The organism is Streptomyces sp. NPDC088766, assembly GCF_044750845.1.
Taxonomy (GTDB): domain Bacteria; phylum Actinomycetota; class Actinomycetes; order Streptomycetales; family Streptomycetaceae; genus Streptomyces.
In genome coordinates this window covers 171,353-189,326 of the sequence record NZ_JBIVKQ010000013.1, presented here as the reverse complement: position 1 = coordinate 189,326, position 17,974 = coordinate 171,353, and the positions used below count along the sequence as shown (strand labels likewise).

General features: G+C 73.7%; 22 protein-coding genes. 6 read left to right on the top strand and 16 right to left on the bottom strand.

Annotated elements, in window-relative coordinates:
• Positions 1 to 153: 153 nt before the first annotated feature.
• From ACIP5W_RS20070 to hisI, 5 genes are all read right to left on the bottom strand, one after another.
• Complete coding sequence (locus ACIP5W_RS20070; protein ID WP_401474923.1) at positions 154 to 600, bottom strand: DUF2752 domain-containing protein; 447 nt, start codon at positions 598 to 600, stop codon at positions 154 to 156.
• Between the two features lie 83 nt (positions 601 to 683).
• Positions 684 to 935, bottom strand: coding sequence for an HGxxPAAW family protein (locus ACIP5W_RS20065; protein WP_401474920.1), 252 nt, complete (start codon positions 933 to 935; stop codon positions 684 to 686).
• A 161-nt stretch (positions 936 to 1,096) separates the two neighbouring features.
• Positions 1,097 to 1,747 carry a TIGR02234 family membrane protein gene (locus tag ACIP5W_RS20060; protein WP_401474917.1) on the bottom strand — a complete coding sequence of 217 codons (651 nt, stop codon included), beginning with the start codon at positions 1,745 to 1,747 and terminating at the stop codon, positions 1,097 to 1,099.
• 72 nt (positions 1,748 to 1,819) lie between these two features.
• Positions 1,820 to 3,298 carry an anthranilate synthase component I gene (locus ACIP5W_RS20055; protein ID WP_401474914.1) on the bottom strand — a complete coding sequence of 493 codons (1,479 nt, stop codon included), beginning with the start codon at positions 3,296 to 3,298 and terminating at the stop codon, positions 1,820 to 1,822.
• 11 nt (positions 3,299 to 3,309) lie between these two features.
• On the bottom strand, positions 3,310 to 3,783 hold the full coding sequence (gene hisI, locus ACIP5W_RS20050; protein ID WP_401474911.1) for a phosphoribosyl-AMP cyclohydrolase: 474 nt from the start codon (positions 3,781 to 3,783) through the stop codon (positions 3,310 to 3,312).
• Between the two features lie 82 nt (positions 3,784 to 3,865).
• Here hisI and ACIP5W_RS20045 point away from each other — a divergent pair, with 82 nt between their 5' ends.
• Complete coding sequence (locus ACIP5W_RS20045; RefSeq protein ID WP_401474908.1) at positions 3,866 to 4,501, top strand: TIGR03085 family metal-binding protein; 636 nt, start codon at positions 3,866 to 3,868, stop codon at positions 4,499 to 4,501.
• A 12-nt stretch (positions 4,502 to 4,513) separates the two neighbouring features.
• Entirely contained in the window at positions 4,514 to 4,921 is a 408-nt protein-coding gene (locus ACIP5W_RS20040; protein ID WP_401474905.1) for a VOC family protein, read from the top strand.
• An 80-nt stretch (positions 4,922 to 5,001) separates the two neighbouring features.
• On the opposite strand, the gene hisF is transcribed toward ACIP5W_RS20040, so the two are convergent.
• From hisF to hisD, 8 genes are read right to left on the bottom strand one after another with little or no spacing between them, the layout of a single operon-like run.
• Positions 5,002 to 5,757, bottom strand: coding sequence for an imidazole glycerol phosphate synthase subunit HisF (gene hisF, locus ACIP5W_RS20035; protein ID WP_401474902.1), 756 nt, complete (start codon positions 5,755 to 5,757; stop codon positions 5,002 to 5,004).
• Between the two features lie 25 nt (positions 5,758 to 5,782).
• Complete coding sequence (locus tag ACIP5W_RS20030) at positions 5,783 to 6,187, bottom strand: RidA family protein (RefSeq protein ID WP_401474899.1); 405 nt, start codon at positions 6,185 to 6,187, stop codon at positions 5,783 to 5,785.
• The gene (priA, locus tag ACIP5W_RS20025; protein ID WP_401474896.1) at positions 6,184 to 6,909 is read right to left on the bottom strand and encodes a bifunctional 1-(5-phosphoribosyl)-5-((5-phosphoribosylamino)methylideneamino)imidazole-4-carboxamide isomerase/phosphoribosylanthranilate isomerase PriA; all 726 of its coding nucleotides are present in this window, start codon (positions 6,907 to 6,909) and stop codon (positions 6,184 to 6,186) included. Before priA ends, ACIP5W_RS20030 begins: the two co-directional genes overlap by 4 nt.
• Positions 6,906 to 7,556, bottom strand: coding sequence for an imidazole glycerol phosphate synthase subunit HisH (gene hisH, locus ACIP5W_RS20020; RefSeq protein ID WP_401474893.1), 651 nt, complete (start codon positions 7,554 to 7,556; stop codon positions 6,906 to 6,908). Before hisH ends, priA begins: the two co-directional genes overlap by 4 nt.
• Positions 7,547 to 7,711: a hypothetical protein gene (locus ACIP5W_RS20015; RefSeq protein ID WP_170109940.1), complete on the bottom strand. Its 165-nt coding sequence runs from the start codon at positions 7,709 to 7,711 to the stop codon at positions 7,547 to 7,549. The genes hisH and ACIP5W_RS20015 overlap by 10 nt, the downstream gene beginning before the upstream one ends.
• Positions 7,708 to 8,301: an imidazoleglycerol-phosphate dehydratase HisB gene (gene hisB / locus ACIP5W_RS20010; RefSeq protein WP_363087259.1), complete on the bottom strand. Its 594-nt coding sequence runs from the start codon at positions 8,299 to 8,301 to the stop codon at positions 7,708 to 7,710. The genes ACIP5W_RS20015 and hisB overlap by 4 nt, the downstream gene beginning before the upstream one ends.
• Positions 8,298 to 9,404 (bottom strand): histidinol-phosphate transaminase, encoded by a 1,107-nt coding sequence (locus ACIP5W_RS20005; RefSeq protein ID WP_401474888.1) that lies wholly within the window; start codon positions 9,402 to 9,404, stop codon positions 8,298 to 8,300. Before ACIP5W_RS20005 ends, hisB begins: the two co-directional genes overlap by 4 nt.
• Positions 9,401 to 10,726, bottom strand: a complete 1,326-nt coding sequence (gene hisD / locus ACIP5W_RS20000) for a histidinol dehydrogenase (RefSeq protein WP_401474885.1) — start codon at positions 10,724 to 10,726, stop codon at positions 9,401 to 9,403. Before hisD ends, ACIP5W_RS20005 begins: the two co-directional genes overlap by 4 nt.
• Before the next feature lie 169 nt (positions 10,727 to 10,895).
• On the opposite strand from hisD, the gene ACIP5W_RS19995 reads away from it, so the two are divergent.
• The 4 genes from ACIP5W_RS19995 (at position 10,896) to ybaK (ending at position 14,946) form a co-directional block, all read left to right on the top strand.
• Positions 10,896 to 12,473 (top strand): oxidoreductase, encoded by a 1,578-nt coding sequence (locus tag ACIP5W_RS19995; RefSeq protein WP_401474882.1) that lies wholly within the window; start codon positions 10,896 to 10,898, stop codon positions 12,471 to 12,473.
• A 157-nt stretch (positions 12,474 to 12,630) separates the two neighbouring features.
• The gene (locus ACIP5W_RS19990) at positions 12,631 to 13,668 is read left to right on the top strand and encodes a hypothetical protein (RefSeq protein WP_401474879.1); all 1,038 of its coding nucleotides are present in this window, start codon (positions 12,631 to 12,633) and stop codon (positions 13,666 to 13,668) included.
• Positions 13,669 to 13,679: 11 nt separating this feature from the next.
• On the top strand, positions 13,680 to 14,420 hold the full coding sequence (locus ACIP5W_RS19985) for an LON peptidase substrate-binding domain-containing protein (protein WP_401474876.1): 741 nt from the start codon (positions 13,680 to 13,682) through the stop codon (positions 14,418 to 14,420).
• A 22-nt stretch (positions 14,421 to 14,442) separates the two neighbouring features.
• Positions 14,443 to 14,946, top strand: a complete 504-nt coding sequence (gene ybaK, locus ACIP5W_RS19980) for a Cys-tRNA(Pro) deacylase (protein WP_401474873.1) — start codon at positions 14,443 to 14,445, stop codon at positions 14,944 to 14,946.
• 420 nt (positions 14,947 to 15,366) lie between these two features.
• Here ybaK and ACIP5W_RS19975 read toward each other — a convergent pair whose 3' ends face one another.
• The 3 genes from ACIP5W_RS19975 to ACIP5W_RS19965 form a co-directional block, all read right to left on the bottom strand.
• Entirely contained in the window at positions 15,367 to 16,062 is a 696-nt protein-coding gene (locus tag ACIP5W_RS19975; RefSeq protein ID WP_401474870.1) for a DUF2567 domain-containing protein, read from the bottom strand.
• A gap of 34 nt (positions 16,063 to 16,096) precedes the next feature.
• A complete protein-coding gene (locus ACIP5W_RS19970) occupies positions 16,097 to 16,921 on the bottom strand; it encodes an ABC transporter permease (protein ID WP_401474867.1) in 825 nt (274 codons plus the stop codon).
• A gap of 64 nt (positions 16,922 to 16,985) precedes the next feature.
• Positions 16,986 to 17,960, bottom strand: a complete 975-nt coding sequence (locus tag ACIP5W_RS19965; RefSeq protein ID WP_401475053.1) for an ABC transporter ATP-binding protein — start codon at positions 17,958 to 17,960, stop codon at positions 16,986 to 16,988.
• Positions 17,961 to 17,974: the final 14 nt, after the last annotated feature.

Genomic DNA, 17,974 nt, shown 5'->3' with positions numbered 1-17,974 from the left:
TCACTGCGATGGTATCCGGAGGAGGGCGGTGGCCTCGCATCCGGTGGAGGGCGGTGGCCCCGTATCCGGTGGAGGGCGGTCCCTCCCCCACCCCCGAACCAGCTTCGCACGGCTCGGGCGGGAGGTGCCCCCGTGCCGGACGCCCACCGGCGGTCAAGGAAGCAGCCAGCCGCCGGACGGCAGGTTCCGGACCACCGTGAAGACCACCAGCAACGTGCCCAGCGTCCACATCGGGACCGGTCCGGGATCGATGCGGACCGGGCGGCCCCGTGCCGCGCGGACCACCCAGACGGTCCACAGCACCACGAAGCCCGCGTAGCCGGCCACGGCCATGGCATTGGCGTGCAGCGCGGTCACCAGGTCGCCGTGCGCGAAGGCGTGGGCGCTGCGCAGACCGCCGCAGCCGGGACAGGACAGGCCCGTGACCCGCAGCAGCGGGCAGACCGGGTAGTGGCCCGGCTCGTTGGGGTCGACGGCGGCCACGTACGCGAAGGCGCCCACCACGGCCGCGAGGATCCCGGCGGGCACCGCGAGCCGGGCCAGGACGGTCGTGGGAGCGGACGGCGTCACGCTGCGGCTGTCTGCGTTCACGCCTCGCATTGTGCCCCGCGACACGTCCGCGCGCGCGTGAGGGACGGCCGGTTCCGCGCCGGCCGCCCCTCGCGCGAGGTCGTTCGCGGGCGTCAGCCCTCGGCGCCGGCCGGCTCGCGCGCCGCCGTGACCTGGTGCACCGGGTGGGCGTCCTTCGGCATGCCGAGGCCCATGGCGCTCATGGCGGCGCCGACGACACCACCGAGGACCACGATCACCATTCCGGCCCAGAAGCCGAGCGGCTCGGCCATCACCATGAACGCGCCCGCGACGCAGAAACCGATGAAGGCGATGGTGACACCGGTCCAGGCGGCCGGGGTGTGTCCGTGGCTGCTGCCCGCCATGACTTGCTCCTCGTTGCTGTCTATGTGGCGTACGGGTCGTACATGTCCGAGCCGGGGCTCGTCCTCCATTGTCCCGTACGCGCACGCGTGCAGAAGTGCCGGGGTGGCTTCCGACCGAGTCTGGTTCGCCACACCGGGCAACCGGACGCGGGGGGGGCGGATCAGGCCGGGTCCGTGCCCGTGGGGTCCTCGCCGCGGTCCAGGGCCTTCCAGATGTCCTCGGGGCGGTCGGGGTCGACGACCGGGGCCCTGCGCCGGGCCCGGGGGGTGCCGTCGCGCTCGTAGCGGCCCGACATGGCCGGCCACAGGCGGCCGTAGCGCAGGGCGAGCAGGCCCGCCAGGAGGATCAGGGCGCCACCCGCCGCGGCGGCGTACGGCCAGGCCGTGTGGGTGAGGGAGGCGACGGCCGCGGCGGTGTCCCCGGAGGCCTTGGCGGCCTCGTCGTCGAGCGCGGAGCTGTCGGAGGCGCCGAGCAGCGCGGCGACGGCGATGCCGGCCCCGGAGAGCGCGAGGAGGGCGGAGACGGCGAGGCGGCCCGCCCGGCGGACGGCGAAGACGGCGACGAGCGCGGCGAGGCCCACTATGGCGAGCGCCGCCGGAACACCCGTGACGTCGCTGCCCTTGGCGGTCAGGGGGAAGGCGCCGCCTGCCACCGTCGCCGTGCCCTGCGACCAGCGCTGCCGGGTCGCGAGCAGGACCAGAGCCGCGCCCAGCGCACCGCACATCAGGGCGAGCGCGAGGCTCCGGCGGCCGGACCGGGCGGGAGCGGCGGCTTCGGAACGGGGATGAGGAACGGCAGTCACGTACTCCACTATCGCCTGAACCCCGGGCGAACCGTCACCCGGGGTTCACGTGAGCCTCGTCCTACTTCGCGCGGAGCGCCCCTACTTGGCCAGCCGGTTGGCGGTGTGGACCGCGCGGAGCACGGCCGCCGCCTTGTTGCGGCACTCCTGGTCCTCGGCGACCGGGTCGGAGTCGGCGACGACGCCGGCGCCGGCCTGGACGTAGGCGGTGCCGTCGCGCAGCAGGGCGGTGCGGATGGCGATGGCGGTGTCGGAGTCGCCGGCGAAGTCCAGGTAGCCGACGCAGCCGCCGTACAGGCCGCGGCGGGACGGTTCCAGTTCGTCGATGATCTGCATGGCGCGGGGTTTGGGGGCGCCGGAGAGGGTGCCCGCCGGGAAGCAGGCGGTGAGGACGTCGAAGGCGGTGCGGCCCGCCGCGACCCGGCCCGTGACCGTCGAGACGATGTGCATGACGTGGGAGTAGCGCTCGACGGACATGAAGTCGACGACCTCGACGGAGCCGGGTTCGCAGACCCGTCCCAGGTCGTTGCGGCCCAGATCGACGAGCATGAGGTGCTCGGCGCGCTCCTTGGGGTCGGCCAGCAGCTCGTCGGCGAGCGCCTGGTCCTCCTGCGGGGTCGCCCCGCGGTGCCGGGTGCCGGCGATGGGGTGCACCATGGCGCGCCCGTCCTCGACCTTGACCAGCGCCTCCGGGGAGGAACCCACGACGTCGAAGCCGTCGAAGCGGAACAGGTACATGTACGGCGAGGGGTTGGTGGCCCGCAGGACCCGGTAGACGTCGAGCGCGCTCGCCGTGCACGGCGTCTCGAAGCGCTGGGAGGGGACGACCTGGAAGGCCTCGCCCGCGCGGATGCGCTCCTTGACGTCCTCGACGGCCCGCCGGAAGTCGGGGCCGCCCCACCGGGCCGTGTACTCCGGCAGCTCGGAGGGGGGCAGGACGGCGGGCGGCTGGGCCACGGCGCGCGAGAGGTCCGCCTCCATGGCGTCGAGGCGGGCGACGGCGTCCGCGTGGGCCTCGTCCACGCCCGTGTCGAGGTCGTTGTGGTTGATCGCGTTGGCGATCAGCAGGACGGAGCCCTCCCAGTGGTCCATCACGGCGAGGTCGCTCGTGAGGAGCATGGTCAGCTCGGGCAGCCGGAGGTCGTCGCGCTCGCCGGGGCCGATCTTCTCCAGCCGGCGGACGATGTCGTAGCCCAGGTAGCCGACCATGCCGCCGGTGAAGGGCGGCAGGCCCTCCTGGTGGGGCGTGTGCAGGGCCTCGATGGTGGCGCGCAGGGCGGCCAGCGGGTCGCCGTCGACGGGGACGCCGACGGGCGGGGTGCCGAGCCAGTGGGCCTGTCCGTCGCGCGCGGTGAGCGTGGCCGCCGAGCGCACGCCGACGAACGAGTACCGGGACCAGGAACGGCCGTTCTCCGCGGACTCCAGCAGGAAGGTGCCGGGGCGCTCGGCGGCCAGTTTGCGGTAGAGCGCGACCGGGGTGTCGCCGTCCGCGAGGAGCTTGCGGGTGACCGGAACGACGCGGCGGTCGGTGGCCAGCTTGCGGAACGTCTCGAGATCCATGACGGCTGACCTTACTGATCGGAGGCGGAGGTGCCGGAACCGGCGCCCCCGGCGTCCTCGAGGAGCACGTCGGCGTCGAAGCAGGTGCGGGCGCCGGTGTGGCAGGCGGCGCCGACCTGGTCGACCTTGACCAGGAGGGTGTCGGCGTCGCAGTCCAGGGCGACCGCCTTGACCCACTGGAAGTGGCCGGAGGTGTCGCCCTTGACCCAGTACTCGCGGCGGCTGCGCGACCAGTAGGTGCACCGGCCGGTCGTCAGGGTGCGGTGCAGCGCCTCGTCGTCCATCCAGCCGAGCATGAGCACCTCTCCGGTGTCGTACTGCTGGGCGATGGCCGGCACGAGGCCGTCGGGGCTGCGCCTGAGGCGCGCGGCGATGTCCGGGGCGAGACCGCTGGAGGGGGAACCGGGGCCGCTGGACGGGGAACCGTGGGGCGGAGCGCCTCGATGAGGGGCGGCGGCCGGGCGACGGGCGGGCGTGCTGCTCATGGGGTCATTGTGCCGCGCGGTGGTGACACTCCCGGGCCGATGTCCACTGGGCGGACCCGCCGGACGGTCGTAGGCTGACGGCATGTCGACTTTCGCCAAGCGTGAACGACTTCTGCTCGCCGAGCTCTTGGAGACGGTGGGGCCCGAGGCGCCGACCCTCTGCGAGGGCTGGCGGACCCGCGACCTGGCCGCGCACGTGGTGGTGCGCGAGCGCCGGCCCGACGCGGCCGGCGGCATCATCGTCAAGCAGCTCGCGTCCCGGCTGGACAGGACGATGGAGGAGTTCGCCGCCAAGCCGTACGAGGAGCTGATCCAGCTGATCCGTACCGGCCCGCCGCGGTTCTCCCCCTTCCGGATCAAGCAGCTCGACGAGGCGTCGAACACCGTCGAGTTCTACATCCACGGCGAGGACGTGCGCCGCGCCCAGCCCGACTGGACGCCCCGTGAGCTGGACCCGGTATTCCAGGACGCCCTGTGGTCGCGCCTGGAGCGCACCGCCCGGCTGATGGGCCGTGGCACCCCGACCGGTCTGGTGCTGCGCCGCCCGGACGGGCGTACGGCGGTCGCCAACCGCGGCACCCCGGTCGTCACGGCGACCGGCGAGCCCTCGGAGCTGCTGCTGTTCCTGTACGGCCGGCAGAGCGCCGCCACGGTGGACCTGGTCGGTGACGAGGACGCCGTCACCGCACTGCACAGCGGCAAGCAGCTCGGCGTCTGAGAGGACGCCGCAGTGATCAAGGTCGCCGTGACCAGCGTGTACGTCGACGACGTCGCCAGGGCCCATGCCTTCTACACCGACGTCCTCGGCTTCGAGACCCGCGTCCACCTGGACCTGGGCGGCGGCGCGCAGTACGTCACCGTGGGCGCGGCCGAGGGCGCCCAGCGGGACCTCCAGCTGCTGCTGGAACCCGGCCACGGCCCGGTCGCGGCGCCGTACCGCGCGGCGCTGCGGGAGGCCGCCCTGCCCTGCATCGTGTTCTCCGTGGACGACATGCGGGCGGAGTTCGAGCGGCTGAGCGGCCTCGGCGTGCACTTCCCGCAGGAGCCCCGGGAGCAGGGTCCGGTGATCACCGCGGTGCTGGACGACACGGTCGGCAACTACGTGCAGCTGGCGCAGGCCAGGGGGTGGTCCGGGTAGTCCGGCCTTCGTGTCCGCTCACGCGTCGGCCCCGGCCACCGGGTACCTGGTGGCCGGGGCCGACGTCGGTGGGGGACGCCTCAGCGGACCGGGTGGCCCGCCGCTCGCAGCGCCTGCTTGACCTCGCCGATGCGCAGGTCGCCGAAGTGGAAGACCGACGCGGCCAGGACCGCGTCCGCGCCCGCCTCGACGGCCGGGGGGAAGTCGGAGAGCTTGCCGGCGCCGCCGGAGGCGATGACCGGGACCGACACGTGCTTTCGGACGGCGGCGATCATCTCCAGGTCGTAGCCGTCCTTGGTGCCGTCCGCGTCCATCGAGTTGAGCAGGATCTCGCCGGCGCCCAGCTCGGCGGCGCGGTGGGCCCACTCGACGGCGTCGATGCCGGTGCCGCGGCGACCGCCGTGGGTGGTGACCTCGAAGGATCCCGTCCCGGTGCGGCGGGCGTCCACGGAGAGCACCAGGACCTGGCTGCCGAAGCGCTCGGCGATCTCCTTGATCAGCTCCGGGCGGGCGATCGCGGCGGTGTTGACGCCGACCTTGTCGGCGCCGGCCCGCAGCAGCTTGTCGACGTCCTCGGGGGTGCGCACCCCGCCGCCGACGGTGAGCGGGATGAACACCTGCTCGGCCGTGCGCCGGACCACGTCGTAGGTGGTCTCGCGGTTGCCCGACGAAGCGGTGATGTCCAGGAACGTCAGCTCGTCGGCGCCCTCGGCGTCGTACACCTTGGCCATCTCGACGGGGTCGCCCGCGTCGCGCAGGTTCTGGAAGTTGACGCCCTTGACGACCCGGCCGTTGTCCACGTCCAGGCAGGGGATGACTCGGACCGCCAGGGTCATGAATCCACGGCTCCTCTGATTGCTTCTAGTTGCCTCTGTTGCCTCTGAAGGCTTCCAGTTCCACGGAGACCAGGACGCGCGGGTCGATGAACCCCTCCACAACCAGCAGGGTCGCGGCCGGGCGCACGGTGTCGAAGAGTTCCTTGTGGGCCCGGCCCACCTCGTCGACGTCCCGTGGATGCGCCAGGTGCATCCGGGTCCTGACCACCGACTCGGGTCCCAGCCCGAACTCGGCGATCGCCTCCAGGGCGCTGGTGAAGGCCACTTTGGCCTGTTCGTAGGGGTCGCCCTCCCCGTACAGCACGCTGCCCTTGAAGGACGTCGTGCCCGCCACCAGCACCATGTCGCCCGCCGCGACGGCGCGCGCGAAGCCGAGAGTCTCTTCCCAGGGATTTCCGCTCTGCACGCGCCGTACGGCTTCGGACGTCATGGTGACACTGCCTCCAGGGCCTCTTCCAGGGTGAACGCCTTCGCGTAGAGCGCCTTCCCGACGATGGCGCCCTCCACACCGAGGGGGACCAGTTCGGCGATGGCGCGCAGGTCGTCGAGGGAGGACACCCCGCCGGAGGCGACGACCGGACGGTCCGTCGCGGCGCACACGGTGCGCAGCAGGTCCAGGTTGGGGCCCTGGAGCGTGCCGTCCTTGGCGATGTCGGTGACGACGTACCGCGCGCAGCCCTCCTTGTTCAGGCGCTCCAGCGTCTCGTAGAGGTCGCCGCCGTCCCGGGTCCAGCCGCGGCCGCGCAGGGTGGTGCCGCGGACGTCGAGTCCGACGGCGATCTTGTCGCCGTGCTCGGCGATGACCTCGGCGACCCACTCGGGGGTCTCCAGGGCGGCCGTGCCCAGGTTGACGCGGGTGCAGCCGGTGGCGAGGGCGGCGGCGAGGGTGTCGTCGTCGCGGATGCCGCCGGACAGCTCCACCTTGATGTCCATCGCGCCCGTGACCTCGGCGATCAGCGCGCGGTTGTCGCCGGTGCCGAACGCGGCGTCCAGGTCGACCAGGTGCAGCCATTCGGCGCCCGAGCGCTGCCAGGCGAGGGCGGCCTCCAGGGGCGAACCGTAAGAAGTTTCCGTCCCCGACTCGCCGTGCACGAGCCGGACGGCCTGGCCGTCGCGGACGTCGACGGCGGGGAGGAGTTCGAGCTTGCTCACAGGGTTCCGATCCAGTTGGTGAGGAGCTGGGCTCCGGCGTCGCCGGACTTCTCGGGGTGGAACTGGGTGGCCCACAGCGGGCCGTTCTCCACGGCGGCCACGAACGGCTTGCCGTGCGTCGACCAGGTCACCCTGGGCGCCTGCATGGTGGGGTTGTGCTCGTCGAAGGACCAGTCCTGGACGGCGTAGGAGTGCACGAAGTAGAAGCGTGCGTCCGCGGCCAGGCCGGCGAACAGCTGGGAGTCGGCCGGGGCCTCCACGGTGTTCCAGCCCATGTGGGGCACGATCTCCGCCTGGAGGGGCTCGACCGCGCCGGGCCACTCGTCGAGGCCCTCGGTCTGGACGCCGTGCTCGATGCCGCGGGCGAACAGGATCTGCATGCCGACGCAGATGCCCATCACCGGGCGCCCGCCGGCCAGCCGGCGGTCGATGATCCAGTCCCCGCGGGCGTCCCGCAGGCCCTTCATGCAGGCGGCGAAGGCGCCGACGCCCGGCACCAGCAGCCCGTCGGCGTTCATCGCCGTGTCGAAGTCGCGCGTGATCTCGACGTCGGCCCCGGTGCGCGCGAGGGCGCGCTCGGCGGAGCGGACGTTGCCGAAGCCGTAGTCGAAGACGACGACCTTCTTGGATGCGGCGGTCAACTCCACACCTCCAGCCTCATCACTCCCGCGACCAGACACATCGCGGCGCCGATGGAGAGCAGCACGATCAGGCTCCTCGGCATGTCCTGCTTGACGAAGGAGTAGATGCCGCCGGCCAGGAAGAGGCCGACGACGATCAGAATGGTCGACAGGCCGGTCACAGCGCGCCCTTCGTGGAGGGGAGGATGCCGGCCGCGCGCGGGTCGCGCTCCGAGGCGTAGCGCAGGGCCCGGGCCAGCGCCTTGAACTGGCACTCCACGATGTGGTGCGCGTTGCGTCCGTAGGGCACGTGCACGTGCAGCGCGATCTGCGCCTGGGCGACGAAGGACTCCAGGATGTGCCGGGTCATCGTGGTGTCGTACTCGCCGATCATCGGCGCCATGTTCTCGGGCTCGGTGTGCACGAGGTAGGGGCGGCCGCTCAGGTCCACCGTCACCTGGGCGAGGGACTCGTCCAGCGGGACCGTGCAGTTGCCGAAGCGGTAGATGCCCACCTTGTCGCCGAGCGCCTGCCTGAAGGCGGCGCCCAGTGCGAGGGCGGTGTCCTCGATGGTGTGGTGGGAGTCGATGTGCAGGTCGCCGTCGGTCTTCACGGTCAGGTCGAACAGACCGTGCCGGCCGAGCTGGTCGAGCATGTGGTCGTAGAAGCCGACGCCGGTCGCCACATCGACCTTGCCGGTGCCGTCGAGATCGATCTCGACCAGGACGGACGTCTCCTTGGTCGTGCGCTCCACGCGTCCGACACGGCTCATGAACCCTGCTCCTTCTTGATCTCACGGACCGCGTCGAGGAACGCGTCGTTCTCTTCGGGGGTCCCGGCGGTGACCCGCAGCCATCCCGGTACGCCGTTGTCGCGGACCAGGACGCCCCGGTCGAGGATCTTCCGCCACATCGCGTGCGCGTCCTCGAACCGGCCGAACTGCACGAAGTTGGCGTCGGAGGCGGTCACCTCGTAGCCGATCGCCAGCAGTTCGGCCACCAGCCGGTCCCGCTCCGCCTTGAGCTGCTCGACGTACTTCAGCAGCGTGCCGGTGTGTTCCAGGGCGGCCAGGGCGGTCGCCTGGGTGACGGCCGACAGGTGGTACGGCAGCCGGACCAGCTGCACGGCGTCCACGACGGCCGGGTGGGCGGCGAGGTAGCCGAGGCGCAGGCCGGCCGCGCCGAAGGCCTTCGACATCGTCCGCGAGACGACGAGATTCGGCCGACCTTCGAGCAGCGGCAGCAGCGAGTCGCCGTGGCTGAACTCGATGTAGGCCTCGTCCACGATCACCATGGACGGCTTGGCGGCCTGCGCGGCCTCGTACAGCGCGAGGACGGTCCCGGCCGGGACGGCGGTGCCGGTGGGGTTGTTGGGGGTGGTGACGAAGACGACGTCCGGCCGGTTCTGCGCGATGGCCTTCTCGGCGGCCGCGAGGTCGATGGTGAAGTCCTCGTTGCGCGGCCCGGAGATCCATCCGGTGCCGGTGCCGCGCGCGATGAGGCCGTGCATCGAGTACGACGGCTCGAAACCGATCGCCGTGCGGCCCGGTCCGCCGAAGGTCTGGAGCAGTTGCTGGATGACCTCGTTGGAGCCGTTGGCGGCCCAGACGCCGGCCGGCCCGACCTCGTACCCGGAGGTGTCCGTCAGGTACGCGGCGAGCCGGGTGCGCAGCTCGACGGCGTCCCGGTCGGGGTAGCGGTTGAGGTCACGGGCGGCCGCGCGGACGCGCTCGGTGATCCGCTCGACGAGCGCCTCGGGCAGCGGGTAGGGGTTCTCGTTGGTGTTCAGCCGTACCGGCACGTCCAACTGGGGGGCGCCGTAGGGGGACTTGCCGCGCAGCTCGTCCCGGACGGGAAGATCGTCGATGCCTGTCACTTGTTCTCCGGGACCTTCCAGTCGAACCGTGCCTTGATCGCCGCGCCGTGCGCGGGCAGGTCCTCCGCCTCCGCCAGCGTGACCACGTGGTGCGCGATGTCGGCCAGCGCGTCCTTCGTGTAGTCGACGATGTGGATGCCGCGCAGGAAGGACTGGACGGACAGGCCGGAGGAGTGGCAGGCGCAGCCGCCGGTGGGCAGGACGTGGTTGGACCCGGCGGCGTAGTCGCCGAGCGACACGGGCGCCCAGGGCCCGACGAAGATCGCGCCCGCGTTGCGCACCCGGTCGGCGACCGCGGCGGCGTCGGCCGTCTGGATCTCCAGGTGCTCGGCGCCGTAGGCGTCGACCACCCGCAGGCCCTCGTCGATGCCGTCGACCAGGACGATCGCGGACTGCCGGCCCTTGAGGGCCGGCACGATCCGGTCGTCGATGTGCCGGGTGGCCGCGACCTGCGGCTCCAGCTCCCGCTCGACGGCGTCCGCCAGCTCGGCGGAGTCGGTGACCAGGACGGCGGCGGCCAGCGGGTCGTGCTCGGCCTGGCTGATCAGGTCGGCGGCGACGTGGGCGGGGTCGGCGGTGGAGTCGGCCAGGACGGCGATCTCGGTCGGGCCGGCCTCGGCGTCGATGCCGATCCTGCCGGTGAAGTAGCGCTTGGCGGCGGCGACCCAGATGTTGCCGGGGCCGGTGACCATGTTGGCGGGCGGGCAGGACTCGGTGCCGTAGGCGAACATCGCGACGGCGGTGGCGCCGCCGGCCGCGTAGACCTCGTCGACGCCGAGCAGCGCGCACGCGGCGAGGATCGTCGGGTGCGGCAGTCCGCCGAAGTCGGCCTGGGCCGGGGAGGCGAGCGCGATCGACTCGACTCCGGCCTCCTGGGCCGGGACCACGTTCATGATCACGGAGGACGGGTAGACCGACCGGCCGCCGGGCGCGTACAGCCCCACGCGGTCGACCGGGACCCACTTCTCGGTCACCGAGCCGCCGGGCACGACCTGCGTGGTGCGGTTCGCACGGCGCTGCTCGCGGTGGACGGCACGGGTGCGGCGGACGGACTCCTCCAGGGCCGCGCGCACGGCGGGGTCGAGTTCCGCGAGGGCGCGGGTGAGGGCCTCGGCCGGGACCCGCACCCGGTCGAGCCGGACGCCGTCGAACTTCTCGGCGAAGTCGATCAGTGCCGCGTCGCCACGATGGTGCACGGCCTCGCAGATCGGACGCACCTTCTCCAGGGCGGCCGAGACGTCGAAGTCGGCTCGGGGCAGCAGGTCGCGCAGGGCGGGTCCCTCGGGGAGGGCGTCGCCGCGCAGATCGATTCGAGAGATCACGTGGTCAATTCTCTCAGACCGGGATCAGTGGCCGTCCGCGCGTATCAATGGCTGATACAGAACGTGGCCGGAAACGGAAGATCCCCCTCACGGTTAGCGTTCGGGGCGTCACCCACCGGGCATGAACGGTTCTGCGGAACGTGTGCGAGAGCGAAGGGACCGAAGCAGCGTGACGGAAGGAGCCGGCATGCGGACCGGGGACCTGCCGGACGACCTGACCGCCGCCGAGGCCGGCATGTGGCAGGCCTTCCGCAACGGCAGCGTGTACGACCTCAGCAGCGGCGACGGCGTCGTCGACGACCCGCACGGCGGGCACCCCTGGGGCGAGTCCCGCACGGTGCGGGCGCGGATCGTGGCCTGGCTGCTGCTGGACGGGCCGCCCGCCCTCACCGGCCGGGTGTCCTCGCTCAAGCTGGTCGGCGTGCAGATCAGTGACACCCTCGACCTGGCGGGCGGCACCGTGGAGCCGTACGTCGAGATGAAGCGCTGCCGCTTCGAGCGGGACGTGCTGCTGCCCGAGGCGCGGGTGTCGACGCTGCGCCTGGTGGACTGCTCGGTGCCGCGGCTGGAGGCCGCCCGGCTCCAGACGGAGGGGGACCTGCACCTGCCCCGCTGCCGCTTCCACAACGGCGTCCGGCTCACCGACGCGCAGATCGGCACCGACCTGATGCTCAACATGGCGATCGTCTACCGCGACCGCACCGGCCGCTCGATCGCCGCCGACGGCCTGAGCGTCGGCCAGGACCTGCAGGCCGAGATGCTGGAGTCGCACGGCGAGCTGCGGCTGCGCAGCTCCAAGATCGGGGTCTCGCTGAGCCTGCGCGGGGCGCGGCTGACCAATCCGTACACCCGGTTCGCGCTGAACGCGCCCCAGCTCACCGTCGAACGCTCCCTCTACCTGACCCCGGCCGGCCTCGGCGGCCAGGCCCTGAGCGGCACCACTCCCGCGCGCGGGACCCGCGTCCAGCGCTTCGAGTGCCGGGGCGGGGTGCGCCTGGACGACGGGCGGTTCGGGGACGCCGTCGACCTGGAGCAGGCCCGGTTCACCTTCACCGACGACCAGGAGCTGTCGCTGCGCCGGGTGCAGACGCCCGAGCTGCGCTTCCTCGGGGAGCGGCCGCAGCGCGGCAAGGTGGTGCTGTCGGGGGCACGGGTGGTCAACCTGGTGGACCGCGCGGGCGCCTGGCCGGGGCCGGGCAGCCTGCACATGGGCGGTTTCGCGTACGAGAACCTGGTGCCGCAGGGGCCGTTCCCGCTGGACGAGCGCCTGGGCTGGGTGGCCGCGGCGACCGCCGAGTACAACCCGGAGCCGTACGAGCGGCTGGCGGCGGTGCTGCGGGCCGGCGGGGAGGACGAGGACGCCCGCGAGGTGCTGCTCGCCAAGCAGCGCAGGCGCCGCGAGACGCTGCCGCCGGCCGCGAAGTTCTGGGGGTACGCCCAGGACTGGACGGTGGCCTACGGCTACCGGCCGGGCCGGGCGGCCGTGTGGATGGCGGTGCTGTGGGCGGCGAGCTCCCTGGCGTTCGCGCACGCGGACCATCCGCCGGTCAGCCGCGACGGGCACCCGCCGTGGAATCCGGCGCTGTTCGCCCTCGACCTGCTGCTGCCCGTGATCGACCTGGGCCAGGCGGGCCAGTGGCGGCTGCACGGCGGCTGGCAGTGGGTGCAGACGGCGATGATCCTGCTGGGCTGGGTGCTGGCCACGACGGTCGCGGCGGGCGTGACCCGGGCGCTGCGACGCGGCTGACGGCGGCCGGGACCCGGTGCGGCCCGCCCGGAAAGCCGGCCGACCGGAGCGGCACGTTCACCTTTTACCCGGCCTTGACCCGGCGGCGTACAACTTTCCAGATGTTCGTGCCGCCCCCTGGCGCACAGCCGACCGGCCGCTTTTCAATGGCAAAACCATGGCTCTGCTGCCCCCGTTCATCCGCGCCTCCCGGACGGCCGCGTCCCGGCGCGCGCGGACCGCCGCCCCCCGCCCCGCGGCCGGACTCCCGGCCGACGACGAGGTGCTCCTCGACGTGCCCGACGACCGCCTGGGCCCCGCGCTGGTCGCGGCCGGGCGGGGCGCGTACGAGACGGCCGCCGCGCTGCTGGCCGGCACCAGGGAACGGGCCGAGTGGGAGTACCGCGACCGGTACGTCACCCGCCTCGCGTCCTTCGCGCGGTCCCGCCCGGAGTGGTTCGAGGACTGGCGGGCCGCCGCCCCGCACGACCCCGACGTCCTGCTGGTGGCCGCCCAGCTCGCGGTGGGGCGCGCCTGGGGGTCGCCCGCCCGGGCCGAGCTGCTGCGCGAGGTGAGCCCGCTGATCACGGCCGCCGCGCAGGGCGACCACCGCGACCCGGTGCCGTGGCGGATCGCCCTGGACCACGCGCGCGGCTCGAACGCCGGGCACAAGTACTTCGAGGAGCTGTGGGCGGCCGCCATCCGCCGCGCCCCGCACCACTACGGCTGTCATGTGGCCGCCGAACGCTATCTGGCCGAGTCCTGGCACGGCTCCCACCGCGAGTGCTTCGACTTCGCCGACCGGGCCGCGCAGGACGCCCCGGCCGGCTCGCTCGTCCAGGCGCTGCCGGTACGGGCCGCCTTCTCCTACCTGACCGACGGCTGCGGGCCCGAGGTGCCTCGCGAACGCCTCGACGCGGCCGCCGACCGCGCGATCGTGCTCTCCGCCCGTTTCCCGGGGTCGGACCCCTGGACGGCCGAGATCCGCAACCTCCTGACGTACGTCCTGGTCCGGCTCGGCCGCCGTGCGGACGCCCTCGCCCAGCTGCGTCTGGTCGGCCCGTACGCCACGTCCTTCCCGTGGGGCCGGCTGTCCGACGACCCGCTGGGACACTTCCTGGCGGTGCGCGAGAGCGTGTGCGCGGGACCCTTCGGAGAGCCCCCGGGCCATCCACGCAACGGGCACGGGGAACGCGCGTACCCCACGGACCACTAGGCTTCTGCGCCGTGACCACCGTCCGGCTGCCGCTCTTCCCGCTGAACACCGTCCTCTTCCCAGGACTGGTGCTGCCGCTCAACGTGTTCGAGGAGCGCTATCGCGCCCTGATGCGCGACCTGCTGAAGACCCCCGAGGAGGAGGCGCGCCGGTTCGCCGTCGTCGCCATCCGCGACGGCCACGAGGTGGCACCGGCCGCCCCGGGCCTGCCGGACCCGACGGCGCCGCCCCAGCGGGGTCCCGCCGCCGGGTTCGGCGACGACCCGGTCGAGGCGTTCCACTCCGTCGGGTGCGTCGCCGACGCGGCGACGGTCCGCGAGCGCGCCGACGGCACCTTCGAGGTGCTGGCCACCGGGACGACCCGGGTGCGCCTGGTGTCGGTGGACGCCTCGGGCCCCTTCCTGGTGGCGGAACTGGAGGAGCTGGCGGAGGAGCCGGGCGAGGAGGCGGGCGCGCTCGCGGAGGGCGTGCTGCGGGCCTTCCGCCAGTACCAGAAGCGGCTGGCGGGCGCCCGCGAACGCTCCTTGTCCACCGGGGCGGACCTGCCGGACGATCCGTCCGTGGTGTCGTACCTGGTGGCGGCCGCGATGACGCTCGACACGCCCACCAAGCAGCGGCTGCTCCAGACCCCGGACACCGCCTCCCGGCTGCGCGACGAGCTGAAACTCCTGCGCGCGGAGACGGCCATCCTCCGTAGCCTGCCCTCGCTGCCCGCGGCGGACCTGACCCGCGGGCCGACGAGTCCGAACTGACGCACGAGAAGGCCCCGACCTGATGGCGAAGAAGTCGAAGAAGCAGCAGCAGTCCGGCGGCACGCCCGCGACCGTCGCCCTGACGGCGGCGGGCGTGGAGTTCACGGTCCACGCCTACGACCACGACCCGGCCCACCCGTCCTACGGCGAGGAGGCCGCCGAGGCCATGGGCGTCTCCCCCGACCGGGTCTTCAAGACCCTGGTCGCCGACGTGGACGGCACCCTGACGGTCGCCGTGGTCCCGGTCGCCGGCTCGCTCGACCTCAAGGCCCTCGCGGCGGCGGTCGGCGGCAAACGCGCCGCCATGGCCGACCCGGCCCTCGCCGAACGCACCACGGGCTACGTCCGCGGCGGCATCTCCCCGCTGGGCCAGCGCAAGAAGCTCCCCACGGTGCTCGACGACTCGGCGCAGGCGCACGCCACCGTCTGCGTCTCGGCGGGCCGCCGCGGCCTGGAGGTCGAACTGGCCCCCACCGACCTGGCCGGGCTCACGGAAGCGGTCCTGGCCCCCATCGGCCGCGCCTGACCGGCAAGCGGCGCGACAGGCCCGCCACGAGCCCGGCCGCACCCCGGCCGCACCCCGGCCCGGACCCGCCAGACCCGGCCAGGCCCGGCCACAGCCCCGGCGCGGACCCGCCAGGCCCAGCCGCAGCCCCGGCGCGGGCACCGCCCAGCACGGACACCGCACGCCCCGTACAGAGGCCACACGCCCCGTACGGGCTCGCCACGCCCGACCACGCCTCCGCCACACGCCCACCCGGACACGCCCCCGGCCACGCCCGACCACACCCCGACGCACGAGCCCACCGGGCAACGCCCCCGACCCGCACCCACCAGACCCGGCCACAGCCCCGGCGCGGGCACCGCACCTCGGTACGGCCCCGCCGAGCCCAGCCGCAGCCCCGGGCCACAGGCACCGCACCCCGGCGCGGGCCCGGCACCCGTCCTACCCGAGCGGTGCCCCGTACGGGTCCTTCGGGAACGGTCCCTGCCCGTACGGCTCGGGGTCGCGGGGGCCGAACAGGGCCGTGAGGCCGAGGTGCACCAGGAGGGCGGCCAGGGGCCAGGCCAGCAGCGCGCCCTTGGCGCTCAGCTTCAGCGGGGCCGAGAACGTGACGCCCGCGCCCGCCGCCCTCGCGCGTGCGACCACGTCCTGCCCGGGGCCGAGCCACACACCCAGCCGCCACGCCAGCAGGGAGCCGAGCAGTCCGCCGAGGGCCAGTGCCACGACCAGCGGCACGCCTCCGCGCCGGCGCCAGGCGAACACGGCGGCGGCGCTCACGGCTCCGCAGGCCAGGGCGAGCAGGACGAACGTTCCGTCAACGCCGACGGCCTGCTCGCCCTCGGTGTCCTTGAGGTAGACGACCCAGTTGTCGTCGACGGCCTCCCCGACCAGCGGGACGCGCGGCGCCAGCCACAGCCACAGCAGACCGAGCGCCGCTCCGAGGAGTGCGACCACGACGGTGATCACGGCGGCTTCCCGCAGCTCCGTCTTCATCCCGGGCCCGTCCTGTCCGTGTCCGGCGTCGTGGGGCGCGGCGCCCTGGAATGCGGCCGCCCCGGGGTGTGCGCCGGGCGACGGCCAGGCGTCGCCCGGGGACGGTTCGTGCGGCGGCGGAGGGGGAGTCAGCGGTGCGGTCACCCTGACATCGTGCCAGGCCCGTCCGTGCCGTGCGTCATCGGACGGCGGCCCGGCGGTACGCCCAGGTGGCGACCGCCAGCGACACCACGCCGACGGCGGCGCACACCGCGAGGTCCCCGAGCACGAAGGCCCAGTCGGGGTGCGGCCGGAAGGTCCGCGCGAGCGCCTCCACGCCGTACGTCGACGGCAGCAGGTCGCGGGCGAGGCGCACCGCCTCCGGCATCCGGTCGGGCGGCAGGACGCCGAGCAGCAGCGCCGCCGACATGCCCAGCTGACCGAGCACGGTGGCCAGCTCGGGGCGCGGGGCGAGCAGGCCGAAGGCCGCACCGAGCCCGGCCAGCGCGGCGCCGGAGAGCGGGACGACGAGCGCCAGCACCCACAGGTGGGTCAGCGGCAGTCCGAAGAGCACGGCGCCGAAGACCGCGGTCACCAGCGTCCCCGGCACGGTGAAGGAGGCGTACGCGCCCGCGGCGCCCAGCACGACGGCTGCGGGCGGCACCGGCAGCGTGGCGTAGTGGTCGAGGCCGCCGGTGGCCCGCAGCTGGCCGAAGTACTGCGCCAGCAGGTTCAGCGCGACGAAGGCGACGACGAGGACCGCCGAGCCGGCCACCACGGCCTCCGCCTCGCGTCCGCCCTCCACGACCCCGCGCATCATGATCAGGATGCCGACCGACTGGAAGGTCGCCACGAACAGCAGCGGGATGCGGGCCACCCGCGCGCGGGACAGCTGCGCCCGGTACACGGCCACGAGCGACGGCCACAGCCGCGCGCGCGGCGCCAGCTCGGCCGCCTCCCGGGCCGACTGTCCGTCCACGGCCAGGGCGCTGCCCGGCAGAACCTCTGCGGGTACGACACTCACGTCGCGGTGCTCCTCTTGGGTCCGGTGGTCGCCCTGTTCGGTACGGACGCGGGGACGGTCCTGCTCATGCCTTCACCAACCCCTGCCGGGCGGCTCCGCCCAGCGCCAGGTAGACGTCCTCCAGGCTGGGGGTGGCGAGGGTGAAGTCGTCCAGGGCGGCGAAGGCGGCCCCGCCGGTGACGGTGGCGACGACCGTGCGGGCCTCCTCGGGGCCGAGCCGCAGCGTCCAGCGGCGCCCGGACTCCACGGCCCGCTCGCGCAGCGCGGCGACCTCGGGGACGTCCAGCGGCGCCCGCTCGCGCCACACCAGCTCGACCCGCACCTCGTCGGCGACCTGTTCCTTGAGCCCGGCAGGCGTGTCGCAGGCGATGACCCGGCCGCGGTCGAGGACGGCGACCCGGTCGAGGACGGTCTCGGCCTCGATGACGTTGTGGGTGACGAGCAGCACGGTGGTGCCGCGCTCGGCGCGCCGCCGGTCCACGGCGGACCACACCGCGCGCCGGGCGACGGGGTCCATCCCGGTGGTGGGCTCGTCCAGCACCAGCAGCGGCCGCTCCCCCACCAGCGCGGTCGCGAAGCAGGCCAGCCGGCGCTGTCCGCCGGAGAGCCTGCGCAGCGGCCGGCCGGCGATCGGGGTGAGCCCCAGCTCCTCGAGCACGGCGTCCCGTTCCCGCCGTGCCTCGCGCACGGGGAGTCCGCGCAGCCGTCCGGTGGTCTCGGCGGCGAGGGAGACGGTGAGTTCGTCGAGGGCGGTGGACTCCTGCCCGAGGTAGGCGAGGATGCGCGCGGCCCGTTCGGGGTGGCGCACGATGTCGTGGCCGAGGATCTCCACGCTGCCGCCGTCCGGCCGCATCAGCCCGGTGACCTGGCGCACGACGCTGGTCTTGCCGGCCCCGTTGGGCCCGAGCAGGCCGAAGATCTCACCCCGGCGTACGTCGAGCCGCACGTCGTCGGTGGCGCGGACCTCGGGGGTGCCGGGAGCACCGCGCCGGCCCCGGACCGCCGGATAGGTCTTGGTCAGTCCGCGCACGGCACACACGACCTCGTCCCGGT

What these genes read in the sequence shown, in the direction of transcription:
- ACIP5W_RS20070 (WP_401474923.1), bottom strand. Translation starts at nt 600, where the DNA reads ATGCGAGGCGTGAACGCAGACAGCCGCAGCGTGACGCCGTCCGCTCCC.
- ACIP5W_RS20065 (WP_401474920.1), bottom strand. Translation starts at nt 935, where the DNA reads ATGGCGGGCAGCAGCCACGGACACACCCCGGCCGCCTGGACCGGTGTC.
- ACIP5W_RS20055 (WP_401474914.1), bottom strand. Translation starts at nt 3,298, where the DNA reads ATGGATCTCGAGACGTTCCGCAAGCTGGCCACCGACCGCCGCGTCGTT.
- hisI (WP_401474911.1), bottom strand. Translation starts at nt 3,783, where the DNA reads ATGAGCAGCACGCCCGCCCGTCGCCCGGCCGCCGCCCCTCATCGAGGC.
- ACIP5W_RS20045 (WP_401474908.1), top strand. Translation starts at nt 3,866, where the DNA reads ATGTCGACTTTCGCCAAGCGTGAACGACTTCTGCTCGCCGAGCTCTTG.
- hisF (WP_401474902.1), bottom strand. Translation starts at nt 5,757, where the DNA reads ATGACCCTGGCGGTCCGAGTCATCCCCTGCCTGGACGTGGACAACGGC.
- ACIP5W_RS20030 (WP_401474899.1), bottom strand. Translation starts at nt 6,187, where the DNA reads ATGACGTCCGAAGCCGTACGGCGCGTGCAGAGCGGAAATCCCTGGGAA.
- hisB (WP_363087259.1), bottom strand. Translation starts at nt 8,301, where the DNA reads ATGAGCCGTGTCGGACGCGTGGAGCGCACGACCAAGGAGACGTCCGTC.
- ACIP5W_RS19990 (WP_401474879.1), top strand. Translation starts at nt 12,631, where the DNA reads ATGGCTCTGCTGCCCCCGTTCATCCGCGCCTCCCGGACGGCCGCGTCC.
- ybaK (WP_401474873.1), top strand. Translation starts at nt 14,443, where the DNA reads ATGGCGAAGAAGTCGAAGAAGCAGCAGCAGTCCGGCGGCACGCCCGCG.